This is a genomic window from Virgibacillus sp. MSJ-26 (assembly GCF_018918075.1).
In the GTDB taxonomy this organism is placed as follows: Bacteria; Bacillota; Bacilli; order Bacillales; family Amphibacillaceae; genus MSJ-26.
In genome coordinates this window covers 114,115-130,901 of the sequence record NZ_JAHLPW010000009.1, presented here as the reverse complement: position 1 = coordinate 130,901, position 16,787 = coordinate 114,115, and the positions used below count along the sequence as shown (strand labels likewise).

Here is a 16,787-nt window from a genome sequence, read left to right as displayed (position 1 = left end):
GGTTTTTCATACAAGAATAATTTGTATTTAATGAAAATGTGGTAAAATGGTATCAACAATTATATGTGGTGTGCCAATGTAGTGCCAATTTTAAAAAAGAGGTGTTTATGTGATAGAGCTAGCTGGTAATATGTATGAGATCATTGAAAATGAAAAAGGTGGTCTTCATGAAGAGGTATTGAAAGAAAGGTACTCGGATATATTGAAAAAGTATGATTATATTGTTGGTGACTGGGGATACGAACAATTACGCTTAAAGGGTTTTTATAATGATAATAATCCAAAAGCAACATTTGATAAAAAAATCAATGTTTTAGAAGATTATCTTTATGAATACTGCAATTTTGGATGCGCATATTTCGTTATTAAAAAAGTGAATTAAAAAGAACAGGAGCTTGGATAAGCTACTGTTCTTCTTCAAAATGTACATCTTCGGGTTCGTCATGAATTGGATGGGAGCCAGGTACTTGTCTTGGTAAATCTTCATGAAGTTCCTTATAAGGATAAACATAAGCACTTTGACGTCGTTGCCCTTTTTCCCAAGGTGTCGATTTGCTTTCAACTGGCTCAGCTTCATTTATCGGCGAACCATAAGAGCCCTCTGGCATTTCCTCTGGTATTAAATCATTCTGTCTATTTTTAACATTTGAAAAATCCGAATAATCCTTTTTGTCTTTTTTGGACATTCATAACATCCTTTCTAAAGGCTTATATTATTAGCTATAACCAATTAGAATGAAAAATATTAGGATGATTAGGTTTACCTCATTTTTAGTAGAAAGTGTTAAATTACTGCACATTATATACATTTTGTCTATTACCAATCTTAAACAGAAAGATTGTTATCTAACTTATCACAGCGAGTGTAACCGCCGAATTTCTTTTCTAGCCATTTGCCTACTTCAAATAGTGCCCCTTCATTTTCCGTGGAGCTTATAATTTGGATAGCGATGGGCATGTTATTCTCATCTTCACCAATAGGCAATGTTAATGAAGGAAGTCCCCAAACATTCGCGTAAGCAACGAAAGGGAGATACTGTTGAAAAGTTTTTCTAATTGAAAAAATTTCATTGTATACTGAGTCATGCAGAGGTGCACCTTGATGATAAACAGGAAGAATTAATAATCGGTCTTTGAGATATAAGTCGATTTCCCGGTCGCCCTTCGTTACCGTTTCTTGAATCTCTTGCTGCCGCTTTTTAGAAGGTTTAAACAAGGCAGCTCCAATAAGTGCCCATGTAAAGTAATAATGATATTGGGAGTTTTTTGTGGTTTTTTCTTTAATATATTCTTTAAGCACATTTGGTCTATCACTCTGGAATCCCTGTTCTCGAATCGACTTACCTCCATCAAAAGACATAATTTCTTGCCAGAGTAGGGCACTTTCTTTTAAGTATGGCGGTATATCTTCTTGTACTGAAAAATCACTTGCAAGATTATCCTTTACATCCTGATACATATTTTGTGTTGCATAAGATAAAGGGTAGTCGACTATAAGAGGTGTAAATATAATCTCAAGATTTTTAACCTTATTGTTTGTATGATTGGGTTGCTCTTGAATAAGACTATATAAAAGTTCGATATCTTGGACTGACTTTCCCATAGGTCCAATGCTTTGCATTCTTTCTTGTAGAGGGTGCGCTAAAAACGGATAATGTCCTTTTTGCGACACTTGATATTTTCCAGGTTTAAATCCGACTATTCCATTGAAGTGGCTTGGAAACCGAATAGAGCCGCCAATATCGGAACCAAGGCCTATAGCAATACCACCAACACCAAGTAAAGCCCCCTCACCACCACTGGAACCACCAGCAGTTCTTGATAAATCCCATGGATTATTAGTTCTTCCGTAAAGTTTATTATTGGTTTCTTGGCAAAAACATAAAGTAGGTGTGTTAGTTTTGACTAACACAATCGCGCCTGCTTTTTTTAATTTTGCTACACAAATAGCATCTGTTTTTGCAATAAAGTCTTGTCGATGTATAAGTCCACCTGTTGTTTTCATTTCTATTACATCGAATGATTCTTTAATACTTACGGGTACTCCGTGAAGTGGACCAATAATTTGGCCATCTTTAGCTTTTTGGTCGTAAACTTTGGCCTGTTCAATAGCCTGTGAAAAATGGTTTTCTACAACAGCATTGATAGATGGGTTAACTTCTTTAATATGGTTTATGTAAGTGTTAACAGCTTTTAAACTGGTCAAGTCTCCGTTTTTAATCTTACTCGCTAATGTAGAAGCATCCATATCGAGAATGTTTTGTCTTTTGATCGAAATCGTTTTCGTCATAATTCTCTCCCCCTTATTTAAAGATTCGGAAAATAAATTACACTAAGTATAACATGGATTTATTATATATTATCTTTATCAATTAAATAGCCCACTTTTATTCATCTATATGCGTTTATTATGGTACTATAGAAGTAGGTAAGAACGTAATGGAGGGTGAAAAAATGTATTTCGTCGATCAACAACATATTAAAAAAACACTTGAATTTACTGAAGAAATTTTAAAAGAATTGGACCAATTTAAATATGACTCGGTTGTAGAAAAATTTGCTTTGGAAAGAATGACACAATTGATTATTGAATCTATTATTGATGTTGGTAACATGATGATTGATGGTTTTATAATGAGAGACCCAGGTAGTTATGAAGACATTATTGATATCTTAGTCGATGAAGAGGTATTGCCAGAGTCAGAAACTGATAATTATAAGGAAGTTATCGGACTTAGAAATATGTTAGTCAAAGACTATTTGCAAGTTAATAGTCAGCAATTGAAGGAAACGGTACTAAAAAATAAAAGTATTTTAGATGAATTTTCTGCACATATTCGGAACTATTTAAAAAAAGAATCTGAAGTTGCTCATGCGTTTGCAAATAATAAATGAAGGTGATTAGCACATGAAAAAGCTAGCTACTACAAAGCAAAAGCTCTTAAATTTGTTAAAGAAAGAGCGAGAAATGACCATTGAAGAAATTATGGTTAATTTTAACATTTCAGAAATTGCTGTAAGAAAACATCTTCGTGAATTAGAACATGACTATTATATTGAAAAAAATAGTGTTAAACAAAAAATAGGGCGGCCATATCACGTCTTTAAATTGACAAAGCAAGGACATCAAATTTTTCCTAATCAGCATGAGAAATTGCCTCTTGAGCTCTTGAAGGATTTAGAGTCAATTCAAGGGAGAGAAGCTGTTTCACAACTGCTTGAACACCGAATGATGAGGGAAAAAGGAAATTTACAAAAAGAAATGGCAACAGAGGATTTTGATAAGAAGATAAAAAAAGTGGCAGAAATTCAAGATGACAAAGGCTGTATGGTTGAAGTGAAAGAAAATGAGAATGGTGATTATGAAATTATTCACTATAACTGTCCAATAGCTAATATAGCTACTACATATCATGAGATCTGCAAAAATGAAAAAAATATGTATAATGATATTTTTCCTGAAAGTGACGTTGTTTCAACATCCAGGATAACGGCTGGAGATCATTGTTGTAAATGGGTGATAAAAAGGCCTGAAAAAGCATAGTTGGTTTTTTTTATAATGAAAGTAGGGGTTTAATAATTGAAAAAGTATAAAGGATATCTTGTTGACTTAGATGGAACAATGTATAAGGGAAATCAAGTGATTGAGGGAGCAGCTGAATTTATTCGAACCCTTAATTCAAATGACATCCCTTATTTATTTTTGACAAACAATTCATCCAAAACTCAAGCAGATGTCGCCGAACACTTAAACGGTATGGGTATCGAAACAACCCCCGAACGTATTTTTACGTCAAGCATGGCAGCAGCAAAATTTGTTAAACATCAGAAAGGCGACGCACGCTGCTATGTTATTGGAGAAGGTGGATTAATTGATGCCATCGAGAAGGAAGGCATGACCGTTGCTGATAGTGCGTGTGATTTTGTGGTATTTGGTATTGATCGCAATATAAACTATGAAAAGTATGCTAAAGCTTGTTTAGAAATAAGAAAAGGTGCAACTTTTATATCGACAAACAGTGATATCGCTATTCCTACTGAACGTGGATTACTACCTGGAAATGGTGCCCTAACCTCTGTGATAACTGTAAGTACAAATCAAGAGCCTATATTTATAGGAAAACCAGAATCAATTATTATGAGAGAAGCGTTAAAGGTGTTAGGGACAGGTGAAGAAGAGACTGTGATGGTTGGTGATAACTATCAAACAGATATACAAGCCGGTATTCGAGCAGGAATTGATACCCTTATGGTATTTACGGGTGTCACACCATTTGAGAGTTATCCTTCATTGGAGGTAAAACCAACACAGTACGTTCATAATTTGCGAGATTGGATTCAGCATATTAATTAATAAATATAGAAAAAAGTTGGGACATAGGTATTTTATAATTTAAAAGCGAACGTATTAAAGTATATTTATATAAATATACACATTTTCAAGTCAGCGTAGCGTAGGAAAAATACGTAAACTCCTTGAAAAAATCACGTTGTATTGCTGTCGAAGTATTGCTTGTCCAGTGGGAGATGAGGCTAGACGCGCCCCCGCATTGCGTCATGAATGATGGAAGGCTAAATTCGCGACGTCCTGTGGGGGCGCCTCCATGACCAACATCCTGTTGGTCCGAGGCTCATCAGCCACCCACGGAAAGCGAAGTATTTTTCCGAAGCGAATAACGCTTACTTAAAAATGTTCGTCATTTAATAACCAATACTTAGTTTTGTCCCACCTTCTAATATCCTATCCTAAATTATCTTCAATTAATCCCGTATCAGCAGTGGCATGAGCTAATCTACTTGAAGCAGCGGCTGCAATAGCACCGACAATATCATCTAAAAAAGTATGACATTCCCCAGTTGATTTATCATTCAAACGTTCTAAGATTCCTGGTTTTTGCTTATCGATATATCCATAATTTGTAAAACCGATTGAACCATAAACATTCACGATAGAAAAGGCGATAATTTCATCAACGCCATATAAGCTTTCGTCCGTTTCGATGGTTTTTTGCAAGGGCTGATCTAATAATTTCTGTTCTGCTAGTTTATCAAGCTGAATTCCTGTTAAAATAGCATTTTGTACTTCACGTTTAGTTAGGACCTGATCCACGTTTTCTAGGCAGTCCTCCATGCTTAAATCTTCATGATAACTTGATTGTAAGTAATAGACGAGTTCAGCTATATCGTCTAATGTTACTCCTCTTTCTGTCAACCACTGACGCGCTTTAACCTCTAGTTCACTTTTTTTTGTATTTTTATCCATTTTCATCACCATAATTTCTTTTGTTATTTTAGTTAAATTTAGCATTAACTCCTCATACACATAGTAATATGTGAGAAAGGGAGGTTGTTTAATTTGCATCGCTTGCTTGCTTCTGAATATAGTATTCAAGTTAAAGAAAGGGCGACACTTTTTAATCAAGAGGCATTCCTTGATGAAAGTTTTGTATATTTTATCATGTCTTCCCAAGATAAGGAAGTGACATATATGGAACAAGCTGCGCTAGCTTACTTTTTACATGAAAATAATTACCATGTTCTTGCTCATCCCATACGAAACAAGCAAGGAGATTGGTTTACTACACATGATCAAGATCAACTAATGGTCATTCGGGTAGAGCACCATAACGAACAGCAAAGGATGTCCGATGGTTATAAATTGGCAAGTTTTCATCAAATAGGCTCTACATACAGTTTTGAACCTCAAACCTTATCAAGTTACGGACAATGGAAAGATCTCTGGATTGAAAAGTTAACAATGGTTGAAACGAGCATACAGCAAAAAAACGAGGAAGAGTCCCATCCATACTACCGTTTAGTTATGGATATCTTACCATATATAATCGGAATTTGCGAAAATGCTATTCAATATATTGCAGAAAGTGAGGTTGATTTACGCTTTAATTCGATTGACCAAGGATCTATCACTTTCCATCGCTATAACAACCATTTGCAAGAACCGATCATTTGGTTTCATGACTTAGTTTTTGATCATCCAACAAGGGATATTGCAGAATATATACGATACCAATTTCTAATCAACCAAAACAGGGGTAGCTCAGATATTACCTCTTTTTTAGAAGATTATCAACAAGTCAGACCACTGTCTATTTTCAGTTGGCGCCAGTTATATGGTAGGCTCATATACCCTGCGCATTTTTTTGACTGTCTTGAAATCGTCCTACTTAATGGTTTAGAAGAAAAGAGTTATGCAGAACTAGAAAGATTAATCAATGTACAGACGGATTATGAAAAAAGATTGAGGGATTTATTCGACTTGGCTGGCGTAGGGAATTACGAATTGGAAATACCGACGTTATCTTGGTTATAAACGATAGTCGAGTCTTATCTTACTTCCAAAAGTTACGAGCCATAGTCGAACTGAACGTAAAAAAGCAGACAATGCATTTATAATTGTCTGCTAGGATAAAAAATTCTATATTTATTTCATTTAAATTTAAAAAACTTGCTCGATTTCTTTAACACCTGGAACTTCTGTACGTAAAGCACGTTCAATTCCTGCTTTTAACGTAATTGTCGAACTTGGGCAGTTGCCACAAGCACCCATAAGGCGAAGGAGTACTATACCGTCATCATCTACATCGATTAATTCCACATCTCCTCCATCACGGAGTAAATATGGACGTAGTTTATTTAATACTTCTTGTACTTGTTCTTCCATTAATATCTTCTCCTTTCCTATTTTATATTATAAAACGTCTAAGTAAAAAAATCTATTCCAAGACTTTATTTTGCATTGTACATTTATCTCTATTTTAACTTTAAAATGCGTTTTTGTAAATTAAAAGTAACTGGTATGATTTAAGAAAAGAGTGAAATTGAAAAGATGCTAATAGTCAAAGAGTCGTTTATAATAGAAGTGAAAGCGATTAGTGTATAAAATCCTTAATGGAGGTTATAAAGTGGATAAAAATGTACAAATTACTGTTTATGGTGCGGATCAGATTTGTGCCAGCTGTGTGGGAGCACCGGGTTCAAAAGACACTTATGAATGGTTGCAGGCAGCTATTGGACGTAAATATGTAGATGACAATATAATTTTTGAGTATATAGATATTGACTCACCGCCAGAAGAAGAAAAACATCAGAAGTTTGTAAAACGAATGTTTGATGAAGATTTATTTTATCCAATTGTCTTTGTAAATGACGAAATGGTGGCGGAAGGCATCCCGCGTTTAAAAACAATCTACAAGCAACTAGACCAGCATAATGTGCAACTCCAAAAATAATAATCTAACTTAAACAAAGCATTTGAAACATGAAAAATCTCTCTGTATACTAGAAATTAATAGATAGGCAATAACAAGCTATAGGAGGGTTTGAGATGTTACCAGTTACAATTACAGAAAATGCAAGCCACCAAATCAAAGAAATGATGAAAGATGAAGAAGAAAACGTTAGACTTCGCTTTGGTATAAAAGGTGGCGGGTGTAGTGGGTTATCTTATTCACTCGGCTTTGAATATGATATCAATCCTGAATTAGATGAAGTGGATGAGTTAAATGGTATCCCTCTTGTGATTTTCAAACAAGACATCCCAATACTAGAAGGAACGACTATTGATTTTAAACAAAATATGATGGGCGGAGGATTTAGTATAGATAATCCAAACGCAATTGTTTCTTGTGGTTGTGGTTCTTCATTTAGAGCAAAAGACCGCGCGGGAACACCAGGTGATTGTTAATTATTCAGCTAGGCCGCTTGATAAAAAGCGTTCTAGCTTTTTTAATTCAGAAAGTGGTGGTTAGTTAATGGCGGAATCATGTTGTCACCATAATGCGAAAAGCAAACATCAAATGTGCATTTCTAAAGTACCGATTTTTAATCATCTTGAAGAGGAAGAAATGCGGGAGATTTTAAAGAAAAGTTCCCAAAAAGTTTTTCAAAAAGGAGAAATTATTTATCATGAAGGAGATCCACTTGAATACTTATACATTGTCCATGTGGGTCGCGTAAAAATATACAAGCTATTCGAATCGGGAAAAGAGCAATTATTACGTATTTTGGAACCAGGTGAATTTTTAGGTGAGCTAGCTTTATTTACTGATAAGGTGATGGATAGTTACGCAGAAGCAATCGTAAAAAGTGAAATTTGTGCGATTCATAAGAGTGATATACAAGAATTAATGAAGACACACCCAACTATCCCCTTAAAAATCTTAAGCGAATTTAGTGAGAGGCTAGATGAAACCGAGTATCTTGTTGGTCAATTAAGTGCCCGTGATGTAGAGACAAGAACAGCTAGCTATTTAGTTAAGTTAGCGGAAGATAAAAACACATTGAGTGTTGTTTTGCCAATGAGTAAAAAAGATTTGGCATCTTACTTAGGAACAACACAAGAAACGATTAGTAGAAGACTATCATATTTTCAGACAAAAGGTTGGATAGAGCAGGTTGGACATCGGAAAATAAATATTTTGGATTTAAATGCCTTAAAAAATGCTGCAGAAGACTTTTAATTTGGATCAACAATAATAAGCTGGATGATAACGGGTTTCCATCGCATATGTTACAAAGATGGATATCTCTATACCATCCAGCTCTTTTTTTAAAACATAGCTGTTGAATGTTTAGGTTGGATTCGTGCTTTTGGATTGATATATTGCATAGCATTGTTAATGGCTGTTGGACCTTCCCCAAACCCTGTAACAATCAACTTTACCTTGCCAGGATATGTATTAATATCTCCAGCCGCATAGATTCCGGGTATATTAGTCTCCATTTTTGAATTGACGACAACACTATTTTTTTCAATTTCTAGACCCCAGTCTTTAATTGGGCCAAGTGTGGAAATAAAACCATAGTTACAGAGAACTGAATCTACCTCTATGTCAATGGTTTCATCGCTTCTCGCTTTTTCCAACGTCACTTTCTCTATTCTTTTTGTCCCAGTAATATCTCTTGGAATATAAGGTGTTAAAATATCGACACTGGATGCCATTAATTTTTCAACACTATGTTCGTGAGCCCTAAACTGATCACGTCGATGTACAAGGGTCACCTTATTTGCAATGGATTCAAGCATTAAGGCCCAATCAACGGCAGAATCTCCACCACCGAGTAATAAAACATTTTGATCTTTATATTTATTCATATCTTTAACATGGTAATGTAAGTTAACGTCTTCAAATTGTTCGCAACCTGCTATGTTAAGTTTACGAGGATGAAATGCTCCATTACCAGCTGTGATTATAATTGTTTTTGAAAAATGAGTGTCCCCGTCACTTGACGTTAATTTGAATGTCTCATCCTCTAAGCGTTCAACTGTTTCAATTTCTTGTCCAAGAACTGTCGTTATTGTGTCAAAAAGAGTGAGTTGTTTTTCTAAATTATCTACTAACTCTTGTGCACCAATCTTAGGAAACCCAGCTACATCATATATATCTTTCTCTGGATAAAGAGCAGTCAACTGCCCGCCAGTATGTGGTAAGCTTTCAATTATTTTAACACTTGCTTGACGCATGCCGCCATAAAAAGCTGTGAATAGACCAGCAGGCCCAGCGCCAATAACAGTGACGTCATAAACTTTATTCGACAATCTGATAACCCCATTTCATTACAAATTCTTTGCCATGTCCATATTATCATATATCCTTAATCATTGTGTATTAATGCGTTTTAGAATTGTTTTCATTGTAGAAAAATGACAAGTAGGGTTGAAAATAATATTAAAAAGGTCTATTATATTAAATAGATTACAGTTATGTAACAAATAGATTAAATTAATATGTTTAAAAGGAATAAAATTTGAACTTAAATTATAGGATTTTAATATAGATAGACATTTTCCAGCTTGGTGTTTACCAAGTTTTATTTTTGGGGAAAATTCGATTTTTTACAGGACGACATTATTAGAATTTTGTAAGGTTAGGAAGGGGCTACACAATGAAAAAGCCAAATATCGTCATATTAGGTGCTGGGTATGGCGGATTAATGACGACAATAAGGCTTCAAAAGTCGCTAAGTGTAAAAAACGCAAATATAACACTTGTTAACATGCACAATTATCACTATCAATCTACCTGGTTACATGAAGCAGCAGCGGGTACGATACATCATGATAACGTTCGAATCATGATTCAGAATGTCATTAAGCCTGAGCGGGTAAATTTTATAGTCGATACGGTTGAAAGAATCAAGCCAGAAGAGAAGGTAGTTAAACTTAAAGAAACTGAGTTAAAATATGATATTTTAGTTATTGGACTAGGATTTGAAGGAGTGTCACATGAAATCCCTGGTTTAGCTGAACATGCACTAATGATGAAAAACCTTGATAGTTCAATGCTAATTCGAGAACATTTAGAATATAACTTTGCTCTATATAACAATGAAAAAGAGAAAAAGCAATCACGAATAAACATTGTTGTAGGAGGTGGGGGATTCACAGGTGTAGAGTTTTTAGGTGAGTTGGCCAACCGGATTCCGGAATTATGTGAAGATTATGATATAAACAAGGCGCGTGTTAAAATAATTAATCTAGAGAGCGAATCTACTATTTTGCCCGGCATTGATCAACAATTAATAGATTATGCTATGAATTCATTAGAATCCCGTGGTATTGAAATAATAACAAGTGCATCTCTTAAGGAGTGTAAACCAGACAGTATTATTTATGAAAAAGATGGAAAAAGTATAGAAGTTCCAACGATGACAACGGTCTGGACGGCTAGTGGCCGTGCCAATTCAGTCGTTGAAAGATCCGGTTTTCAAACGAAAGAAGGCAAGATAGAAGTTCGCGAAGACATGAGGACACAGGACTTTGACGATGTATTCGTTATAGGAGATTGTGCGTTAATAAGGAATGCAAAAACGGGAAAACCATACCCATCTCATGGTCAAATTACAGAAGAACAGTCTGAGACTGTAGCCCGTAATATTAAAAGAATAGTAAGAGGGAAAACAGAATTAGACAAATTTAAACCGCATCGACTCGGCACGGTTATTTCCTTAGGTTACAACGATGCAATAGGAACCATTTTGCGTGATTGTAAACTTTACGGTTGGAAAGCAACTTTCCTAAAAAAAATGTTAGCTAATCGATATTTATTGAAAGTTGGTGGCTTAGGCCTAGTTATGAAAAAAGGAAAATTTAATGTGTTTTATTAACTGAATTTTAGTAAGCAAAGACATTATGTGGATGATTATACATTTAAAATATCTAATATCTGTCTGGTTGTATATAATTTGTGCATTGCTTCACGGGACGGTTGTGCTATTCTTGTCTTTGCTTTTTTTGTATTTTAATATAAAATGTAGATTGGACAGGAATACAGAAAGTGAAGGAGATTATAAAGTTGGCACAACTCATACAACATATAGTTTCGATTATTTTATATTTCGTTATTTTTTTTGGGTTAGCTTTTATTTTAAATATGCTACTTCGGAGAACATGGTTAATGGCTTTTTTATATCCTTTTATCGTTATTATTATTATTGACGGTATACCTGTTAGTAAATATTTCACGGCACCGTCTGAGGCTTTTTCGACTGCTTTTAACGTGTTAGTAGGAATTACTGTAGTTGATTGGATCATCCTCATTTCGGGATTTGTCGGTGCCATCGTTTCTGGCATGGTAATTAAATATTTACGTAAGAGCGGTTATCAAATGTTTTAAAAAATAGGAATAAAACTTTGCTAATAGGGAATGATGACTCTCTAGAGGTGTTGTTATTGACTATAAGTAAAGTTTTACGAAGAACAATCATGTTTTTATTAGTATTAGGTGCTTTTCTATCGACCTTATCCCACTTATCAAACGTATCTGTAGCTGACATACTTATGGAAACTGAAAGTGCACAAGCACAAGCCAGTAAACATAATCCTGATAATTCTAGAGATGTTATTTTGGAGGAAAAACTTTTAAATAGCTTTGTAGGTCCACAAAAATATATATCTAGTGATCAAATAGAGGGCCCACAAACTTTAGAGGAAGCCATAGATTTAGAACAATATGAAAGTAAAAAAGTTCTTGCAACAGGTTATACGGCAGGCATTGAATCAACAGGCAAAAGTCCTGATCATCCATCTTATGGTATTACTTATTCCGGTGTCAAAGTTAAACGAGATTTATACTCTACTATTGCAGCTGATTTATCCATTTTTCCAATTGGAACAATCCTCTACATTCCTGACTACGGTTACGGAGTTGTCGCTGATAAAGGTGGAGCAATACAAGGTAATAAAATTGATTTATTTTATGACACAGTAGATGATGTATACTCTCAGTGGGGTAAAAAAGAAGTTGATGTTTACATTATTGAAATGGGCGATGGAGATATTACAGAAAAAGAATTAATCGAGTTGAACGAAGACGAAACAATGCAAGTGTTTCGCGAACAGATTATCCAAGATGAATGACAAATAATGCAAAGACCTTCATGTTAACTCAGGAAGGTCTTTAATATTGTCGAGTTCTCTTGGAGACTTGTTATAAAGGGAATTGACTTGCATTTTGCGTTCTGTTGATGGACGTTGTTTTACACGTGTTTCAGCCTTTCAAATGATCGTCATAGGAGCGATGACGATGCGTTTCAACCGTTCAATTGATCGTAATCACGTTGATGAAGTTAATTTCTTCAGTTTCCAGTTGTATATTTGACGTCAGTGGTGTTCAAGAATAAAATCGGTATAGTAAGAAAGCGATAAGGAGGCCGAGTAATGCGCCTACAAATACTTCGATGGGCTGATGTCCCATGATTTCTTTGAGTTCTTGGCGTTTTTCATCTTCTTTTTTATCTTTCCAGTCTTTCGTTCCTTCCACAAAATCTTGAAAATCATTAATAAGTTGATTTATGATAACAGCTTGTTCACCAGCTTGTCTTCTTATTCCAGAGGCGTCAAACATAACAATGACACTAAAAATACATGCTGCAGCAAATAGTGGTGATTGGATACCTTCTAACATTCCAATACCAGTTGTGAGAGCTGCGACGGCTGCTGAATGGCTACTTGGCATGCCACCTGTACTAAATGCTAAGCCTGGCTTAAATTCTTTAGTTATAATAAGACGAATGGGAACTTTAATCGTTTGCGCAATAATAATACCAAGGAGTGCGGCTACTAGGGGATAATTAGCTAATATGTGCATAAATTTTTTGCATCCTTTCTGATCATTGGATAGACAATGAAATTAGGAGTCTTAACTGAGTGTGATTCAACTATATGTAATACAATATACAGACGTTATTTTTTTATGTAAAGATATACAACAAAAAAGATGCCCTTTAATTAGGACATCTTTTTATCTAGGTTCTTATTTATGCGCTGCTTGTTTTCCATTTAAACTTTACCCGTTTCGCTAAACTAACCATAAATACAGCTGCTAAGCAGGCAAGAGCTCCGTCTTTGATTAAGAAAGGAATCATTCCGGCCCAAGCTAACAGATAAGTTATTTCTAAGTTTAACCATGTATTCATAGCAAGGTACATATAAGTAACACCGATACCGTAGTTGCATATAAGACCAACAATTGAAGCGATTAAGTAATAGGGAAAAGACTGTTTCTTATGAAGGTCAACGATTAATCCAACAAAATAAGCAACAAATATAAAAGAAATGATAAATCCACCTGTTGGACTGATAATAGCCATTGGGCCTCCCTGTAATCCGGCGAAAACGGGAACACCTGCTATCCCAACGAGCGTATATGTAATCATACTGATACTGCCGAGCTTTCTACCGAGCATCAAACCAGCTAAAATGGCAAAAAACGTTTGTAAGGATAATGGAACACTTGCACCACCTATTGGTACAGCAAGCATTGGAAACCAAACAGCGATGTTTGCCCCAATCGCCATTAAACATACGAACATTGCCCCAAATGTTAAATCAATGGGTCTTAATTTCAAACTATTCACCTCCCAATTAAATAATATGGTTTAACAGGAAGTATGTCAACCTTTTATTTTATATGGTTGACAATATGATTTCGAAAAAAACTTTCAACATAGGAGTAGAAAGTTTTTTTCTTGGAATATAAAGATTATTTAATAGCCGTTTCTAAAGCAACTTCCATCATCTCATTAAATGATGTTTGACGTTCTTCAGCGGAAGTTTCTTCACCTGTAATTACATGATCTGAGACTGTCAAGATGGACAGGGCTTGGCGATCATATTTTGCAGCTAATGTATATAGAGCTGACGATTCCATTTCAATTGCTAAAACTTTATATTTCGCAAGCAATGCATTTACTTCTTTAGCATTATCACGATAAAATGTATCACTAGTAAAGATATTACCGACTCTAAGATTTAACCCTTTATTGGTCCCAATATCATAAGCATTTTTCAACAAATCAAAATCAGCGATAGGAGAGTATGCAATATGGTCAAAAATCAAATTATTTTGTTGAGAATCAGTAGTTGCTCCTTGCGCTAAAATGACATCTCTAACTTTAACATTTTTTTGGATTGCACCACATGTCCCAACGCGAATAAGTTTTTTAACATCATAGCTTTGAATCAATTCATTTGCATAAATAGAGATAGAGGGAACCCCCATGCCTGTTCCTTGAACAGAAATGCGTTCACCTTTATATGTTCCAGTAAAGCCATACATTCCTCGGACTTGATTATATTGAGTTACATCTTCTAAGTAAGTTTCTGCAATGTATTGAGCACGTAATGGATCACCTGGTAATAAAATTTTATCTGCTATTTCTCCTTGTTCTGCACCAATATGTACACTCATGTTTGTTCCTCCTTTAGTAGGGTATTCCTATAAAGTAAAGGTATCATAATAGGGATTTTAAAACAAATTCTAAATATCTTTAAATAAAGGTTATTTTTGTTTAAATAAATCGAGAAATTGTATATAATAAATATAGTTCAGTCATTCACGTAAAAGTCGTATTGAACTTTAGGTAATTACTTTTGTACATAGCGTACAACATAAAATATTATTATATGGAAAAGGATGAATGAAATGAAAGAACAAACATTTAAAATTACCGCAGATACTGGAGTACACGCTCGTTCAGCAACGTTATTAGTTAATAAAGCAGGGCAGTTTGAATCAGAAGTGGAAATGAGTTATAACGATAAAACAGTTAACTTAAAATCCATTATGGGCGTTATGTCCCTTGGAATTCCAAAGGGCGCAGAAATTAAAATTACAGCAGACGGTTCTGACGAAGAAGAAGCAATCAAAGGAATCGAAGAAGTAATCAAAGAACATCTAGGCGAGTAATAACCAAAGCGCAAGCGCATGATTAGCAACGTACGTAGATGATTCATAATAAACAAAACAAAGGCGGAACCTTAAATGGTTACCGCCTTTAAAAGTATTATTATTTTAGCTCTCTACATAAATGCTGCATAAACTTTATTATAATAATGTTCTTCTAAATCAGCAATTTTTTCTAATGCTTTTTGATTATATTCTGTATCTTCTTTTTTGAGATTAGTTCGTATTTTTCCCACGGCTTTTTTAAGAGATTCGGCATACTCTGGTACCTCGCCTTCATAGGCAAACGTGGCTGGCTTTTTAGCATTCATTTTCTCACGATAAGCTAAAGCCTTTCGTTCATGAAAAGCGACACCTTGTACTTGTTTAGGGCTATGTAAATCACCTTGGACAGGGTGTTTGTCAACGGCTAAAACTTCGACTAAAAAACGATTACCTCGATCTTCTATGATTTCGCCTATGTAAGTCCCTGAGTTGTAATGTGCCCGGATAATATCTCCCACTTTGAAATCCTTCATAAAAATCCCCTCCTATCTATATTGTGCCAAATTTATGACCTTTTTGCGAATAAAGCGCGAAACCTTTCTTGGTATATGTATTTTTGGTATACTAGCTAAAGGAGGAAGTGATGATTCGTGTTTAATTATTTATATTTTATGGAATTCTTATATTTTCCTGAAGATAAGGCCGACTATATTCCAGGAGTTATTTCATTAGTGATTTTTATGTGTGGTGCTGTAATTGCTACGTATCTTATCGTAAAAAAATCAAAAAAAGATGAAGAGAAATTTGAAGAAAAATATATACACACAGACCAACAGAATATTGACGAAAAACAGTGACCTATCAAGTTGGATGGGTCACTGTTTGTTTAAGAATATACCGTGTGGTAGATACTAAGAATTAGACTGTCAAAAAGGAGTAAGAAGTAATGAGAAGATGGCTGATTAGTTTAATTCTTGTATTAATATTATCTGCTTGCCAAAGTGGTACGCCGAATGTAAAAGAGATTGATATTTACAATTCATCTGCCGATATGATTGGCACAGCAAAGCTTTCTGAACAAGAAGGCGGTGTTCAGGTAAAACTTGAAGTTAACGGGTTATCCCCTGGTTTCCATGGTGTTCATATCCATGAGTTCGGTAAATGTGAAGGCCCAGATTTTAAAAGTTCGGGAAATCACTTTAATCCCGACGGAAAAGAGCACGGTCTTATGCATCCCGAAGGTTCACATATAGGGGACTTACCAAATATTGAGGCCGATTCATCTGGATATGCGGAAGCAGAGTTGATGGCAGATGAGGCGACATTTACTGATGGAAAAAATTCATTGTTAAAAGAAGACGGGACATCCCTTGTCATTACAGCTGATAAAGATGATGGCGTAAATCAACCAGGAGGTAAGTCAGGGGAACGAGTAGCTTGCGGTATCATTAAGAAAGATGCAAAGGCGAAAGAAGGCGAGGAACCTACCGATCCAGCCGAGTTGGAAGAAGAGGAAAAAGAAGAGGAATAGAAATTGGGACAGAACTATCAGTGTAGATATAAAAAAACCGAATGATAGGAGAATACTCGCTCCTA

At 35.1% G+C, this 16,787-nt stretch carries 23 protein-coding genes; 14 read left to right on the top strand and 9 right to left on the bottom strand.

What is annotated here, in order from left to right; genetic code table 11:
- The first annotated feature begins 109 nt into the window (after nt 1–109).
- On the top strand, nt 110–382 hold the full coding sequence (locus KQI49_RS10455; protein WP_216488705.1) for a YutD family protein: 273 nt from the start codon (nt 110–112) through the stop codon (nt 380–382).
- A gap of 22 nt (nt 383–404) precedes the next feature.
- Here KQI49_RS10455 and KQI49_RS10450 read toward each other — a convergent pair whose 3' ends face one another.
- Nucleotides 405–686: a hypothetical protein gene (locus KQI49_RS10450; RefSeq protein ID WP_216488703.1), complete on the bottom strand. Its 282-nt coding sequence runs from the start codon at nt 684–686 to the stop codon at nt 405–407.
- A 140-nt stretch (nt 687–826) separates the two neighbouring features.
- Nucleotides 827–2,290, bottom strand: coding sequence for an amidase (locus tag KQI49_RS10445; RefSeq protein WP_253286784.1), 1,464 nt, complete (start codon nt 2,288–2,290; stop codon nt 827–829).
- A gap of 164 nt (nt 2,291–2,454) precedes the next feature.
- Here KQI49_RS10445 and hepT point away from each other — a divergent pair, with 164 nt between their 5' ends.
- Genes hepT through KQI49_RS10430 form a run of 3 tightly spaced genes read left to right on the top strand, consistent with a single transcriptional unit; the run spans nt 2,455 to nt 4,354 of the window.
- Nucleotides 2,455–2,895 carry a type VII toxin-antitoxin system HepT family RNase toxin gene (hepT, locus tag KQI49_RS10440; RefSeq protein ID WP_216488701.1) on the top strand — a complete coding sequence of 147 codons (441 nt, stop codon included), beginning with the start codon at nt 2,455–2,457 and terminating at the stop codon, nt 2,893–2,895.
- Nucleotides 2,896–2,908: 13 nt separating this feature from the next.
- Nucleotides 2,909–3,544, top strand: coding sequence for a helix-turn-helix transcriptional regulator (locus KQI49_RS10435; protein ID WP_216488699.1), 636 nt, complete (start codon nt 2,909–2,911; stop codon nt 3,542–3,544).
- Between the two features lie 36 nt (nt 3,545–3,580).
- Nucleotides 3,581–4,354: a TIGR01457 family HAD-type hydrolase gene (locus KQI49_RS10430; protein WP_216488697.1), complete on the top strand. Its 774-nt coding sequence runs from the start codon at nt 3,581–3,583 to the stop codon at nt 4,352–4,354.
- Between the two features lie 387 nt (nt 4,355–4,741).
- Here KQI49_RS10430 and KQI49_RS10425 read toward each other — a convergent pair whose 3' ends face one another.
- Entirely contained in the window at nt 4,742–5,263 is a 522-nt protein-coding gene (locus tag KQI49_RS10425; RefSeq protein ID WP_216488786.1) for a phosphatidylglycerophosphatase A family protein, read from the bottom strand.
- Nucleotides 5,264–5,356: 93 nt separating this feature from the next.
- Here KQI49_RS10425 and KQI49_RS10420 point away from each other — a divergent pair, with 93 nt between their 5' ends.
- Nucleotides 5,357–6,331, top strand: a complete 975-nt coding sequence (locus tag KQI49_RS10420; RefSeq protein WP_216488695.1) for a protein kinase family protein — start codon at nt 5,357–5,359, stop codon at nt 6,329–6,331.
- Between the two features lie 126 nt (nt 6,332–6,457).
- On the opposite strand, the gene KQI49_RS10415 is transcribed toward KQI49_RS10420, so the two are convergent.
- The gene (locus KQI49_RS10415) at nt 6,458–6,682 is read right to left on the bottom strand and encodes a NifU family protein (protein WP_216488693.1); all 225 of its coding nucleotides are present in this window, start codon (nt 6,680–6,682) and stop codon (nt 6,458–6,460) included.
- A gap of 241 nt (nt 6,683–6,923) precedes the next feature.
- Between KQI49_RS10415 and KQI49_RS10410 the strand changes: the two genes are divergently transcribed.
- From KQI49_RS10410 to KQI49_RS10400, 3 genes are all read left to right on the top strand, one after another.
- The gene (locus KQI49_RS10410) at nt 6,924–7,250 is read left to right on the top strand and encodes a YuzD family protein (protein ID WP_216488691.1); all 327 of its coding nucleotides are present in this window, start codon (nt 6,924–6,926) and stop codon (nt 7,248–7,250) included.
- A 95-nt stretch (nt 7,251–7,345) separates the two neighbouring features.
- Nucleotides 7,346–7,705 carry a HesB/IscA family protein gene (locus KQI49_RS10405; protein WP_216488689.1) on the top strand — a complete coding sequence of 120 codons (360 nt, stop codon included), beginning with the start codon at nt 7,346–7,348 and terminating at the stop codon, nt 7,703–7,705.
- A 67-nt stretch (nt 7,706–7,772) separates the two neighbouring features.
- Nucleotides 7,773–8,480: a Crp/Fnr family transcriptional regulator gene (locus KQI49_RS10400; RefSeq protein ID WP_216488687.1), complete on the top strand. Its 708-nt coding sequence runs from the start codon at nt 7,773–7,775 to the stop codon at nt 8,478–8,480.
- 89 nt (nt 8,481–8,569) lie between these two features.
- Here the strand turns inward: KQI49_RS10400 and KQI49_RS10395 are convergent, their stop codons facing one another.
- Nucleotides 8,570–9,559: an NAD(P)/FAD-dependent oxidoreductase gene (locus tag KQI49_RS10395; protein WP_216488685.1), complete on the bottom strand. Its 990-nt coding sequence runs from the start codon at nt 9,557–9,559 to the stop codon at nt 8,570–8,572.
- 347 nt (nt 9,560–9,906) lie between these two features.
- Here KQI49_RS10395 and KQI49_RS10390 point away from each other — a divergent pair, with 347 nt between their 5' ends.
- The 3 genes from KQI49_RS10390 to KQI49_RS10380 all read left to right on the top strand — a co-directional run bounded on the left by KQI49_RS10390 (nt 9,907) and on the right by KQI49_RS10380 (nt 12,379).
- Nucleotides 9,907–11,127 (top strand): NAD(P)/FAD-dependent oxidoreductase, encoded by a 1,221-nt coding sequence (locus KQI49_RS10390; protein ID WP_216488678.1) that lies wholly within the window; start codon nt 9,907–9,909, stop codon nt 11,125–11,127.
- 188 nt (nt 11,128–11,315) lie between these two features.
- Nucleotides 11,316–11,636, top strand: coding sequence for a YuiB family protein (locus KQI49_RS10385; RefSeq protein ID WP_216488676.1), 321 nt, complete (start codon nt 11,316–11,318; stop codon nt 11,634–11,636).
- A 56-nt stretch (nt 11,637–11,692) separates the two neighbouring features.
- Nucleotides 11,693–12,379 (top strand): 3D domain-containing protein, encoded by a 687-nt coding sequence (locus KQI49_RS10380; RefSeq protein WP_305852326.1) that lies wholly within the window; start codon nt 11,693–11,695, stop codon nt 12,377–12,379.
- Nucleotides 12,380–12,632: 253 nt separating this feature from the next.
- On the opposite strand, the gene KQI49_RS10375 is transcribed toward KQI49_RS10380, so the two are convergent.
- From KQI49_RS10375 to deoD, 3 genes are all read right to left on the bottom strand, one after another.
- A complete protein-coding gene (locus KQI49_RS10375; protein WP_216488674.1) occupies nt 12,633–13,109 on the bottom strand; it encodes a divergent PAP2 family protein in 477 nt (158 codons plus the stop codon).
- 169 nt (nt 13,110–13,278) lie between these two features.
- Nucleotides 13,279–13,869 carry a biotin transporter BioY gene (locus KQI49_RS10370; protein ID WP_253286783.1) on the bottom strand — a complete coding sequence of 197 codons (591 nt, stop codon included), beginning with the start codon at nt 13,867–13,869 and terminating at the stop codon, nt 13,279–13,281.
- Nucleotides 13,870–14,003: 134 nt separating this feature from the next.
- Nucleotides 14,004–14,711, bottom strand: coding sequence for a purine-nucleoside phosphorylase (deoD, locus tag KQI49_RS10365; protein WP_216488672.1), 708 nt, complete (start codon nt 14,709–14,711; stop codon nt 14,004–14,006).
- Between the two features lie 234 nt (nt 14,712–14,945).
- Here deoD and KQI49_RS10360 point away from each other — a divergent pair, with 234 nt between their 5' ends.
- Complete coding sequence (locus KQI49_RS10360; RefSeq protein WP_216488670.1) at nt 14,946–15,209, top strand: phosphocarrier protein HPr; 264 nt, start codon at nt 14,946–14,948, stop codon at nt 15,207–15,209.
- A gap of 113 nt (nt 15,210–15,322) precedes the next feature.
- On the opposite strand, the gene kapB is transcribed toward KQI49_RS10360, so the two are convergent.
- Complete coding sequence (gene kapB / locus KQI49_RS10355) at nt 15,323–15,724, bottom strand: kinase-associated lipoprotein KapB (protein WP_216488668.1); 402 nt, start codon at nt 15,722–15,724, stop codon at nt 15,323–15,325.
- 117 nt (nt 15,725–15,841) lie between these two features.
- On the opposite strand from kapB, the gene KQI49_RS10350 reads away from it, so the two are divergent.
- Entirely contained in the window at nt 15,842–16,048 is a 207-nt protein-coding gene (locus tag KQI49_RS10350; RefSeq protein ID WP_371817553.1) for a hypothetical protein, read from the top strand.
- Nucleotides 16,049–16,137: 89 nt separating this feature from the next.
- Entirely contained in the window at nt 16,138–16,722 is a 585-nt protein-coding gene (locus KQI49_RS10345) for a superoxide dismutase family protein (RefSeq protein ID WP_216488666.1), read from the top strand.
- The last annotated feature ends 65 nt before the right edge of the window (nt 16,723–16,787 follow it).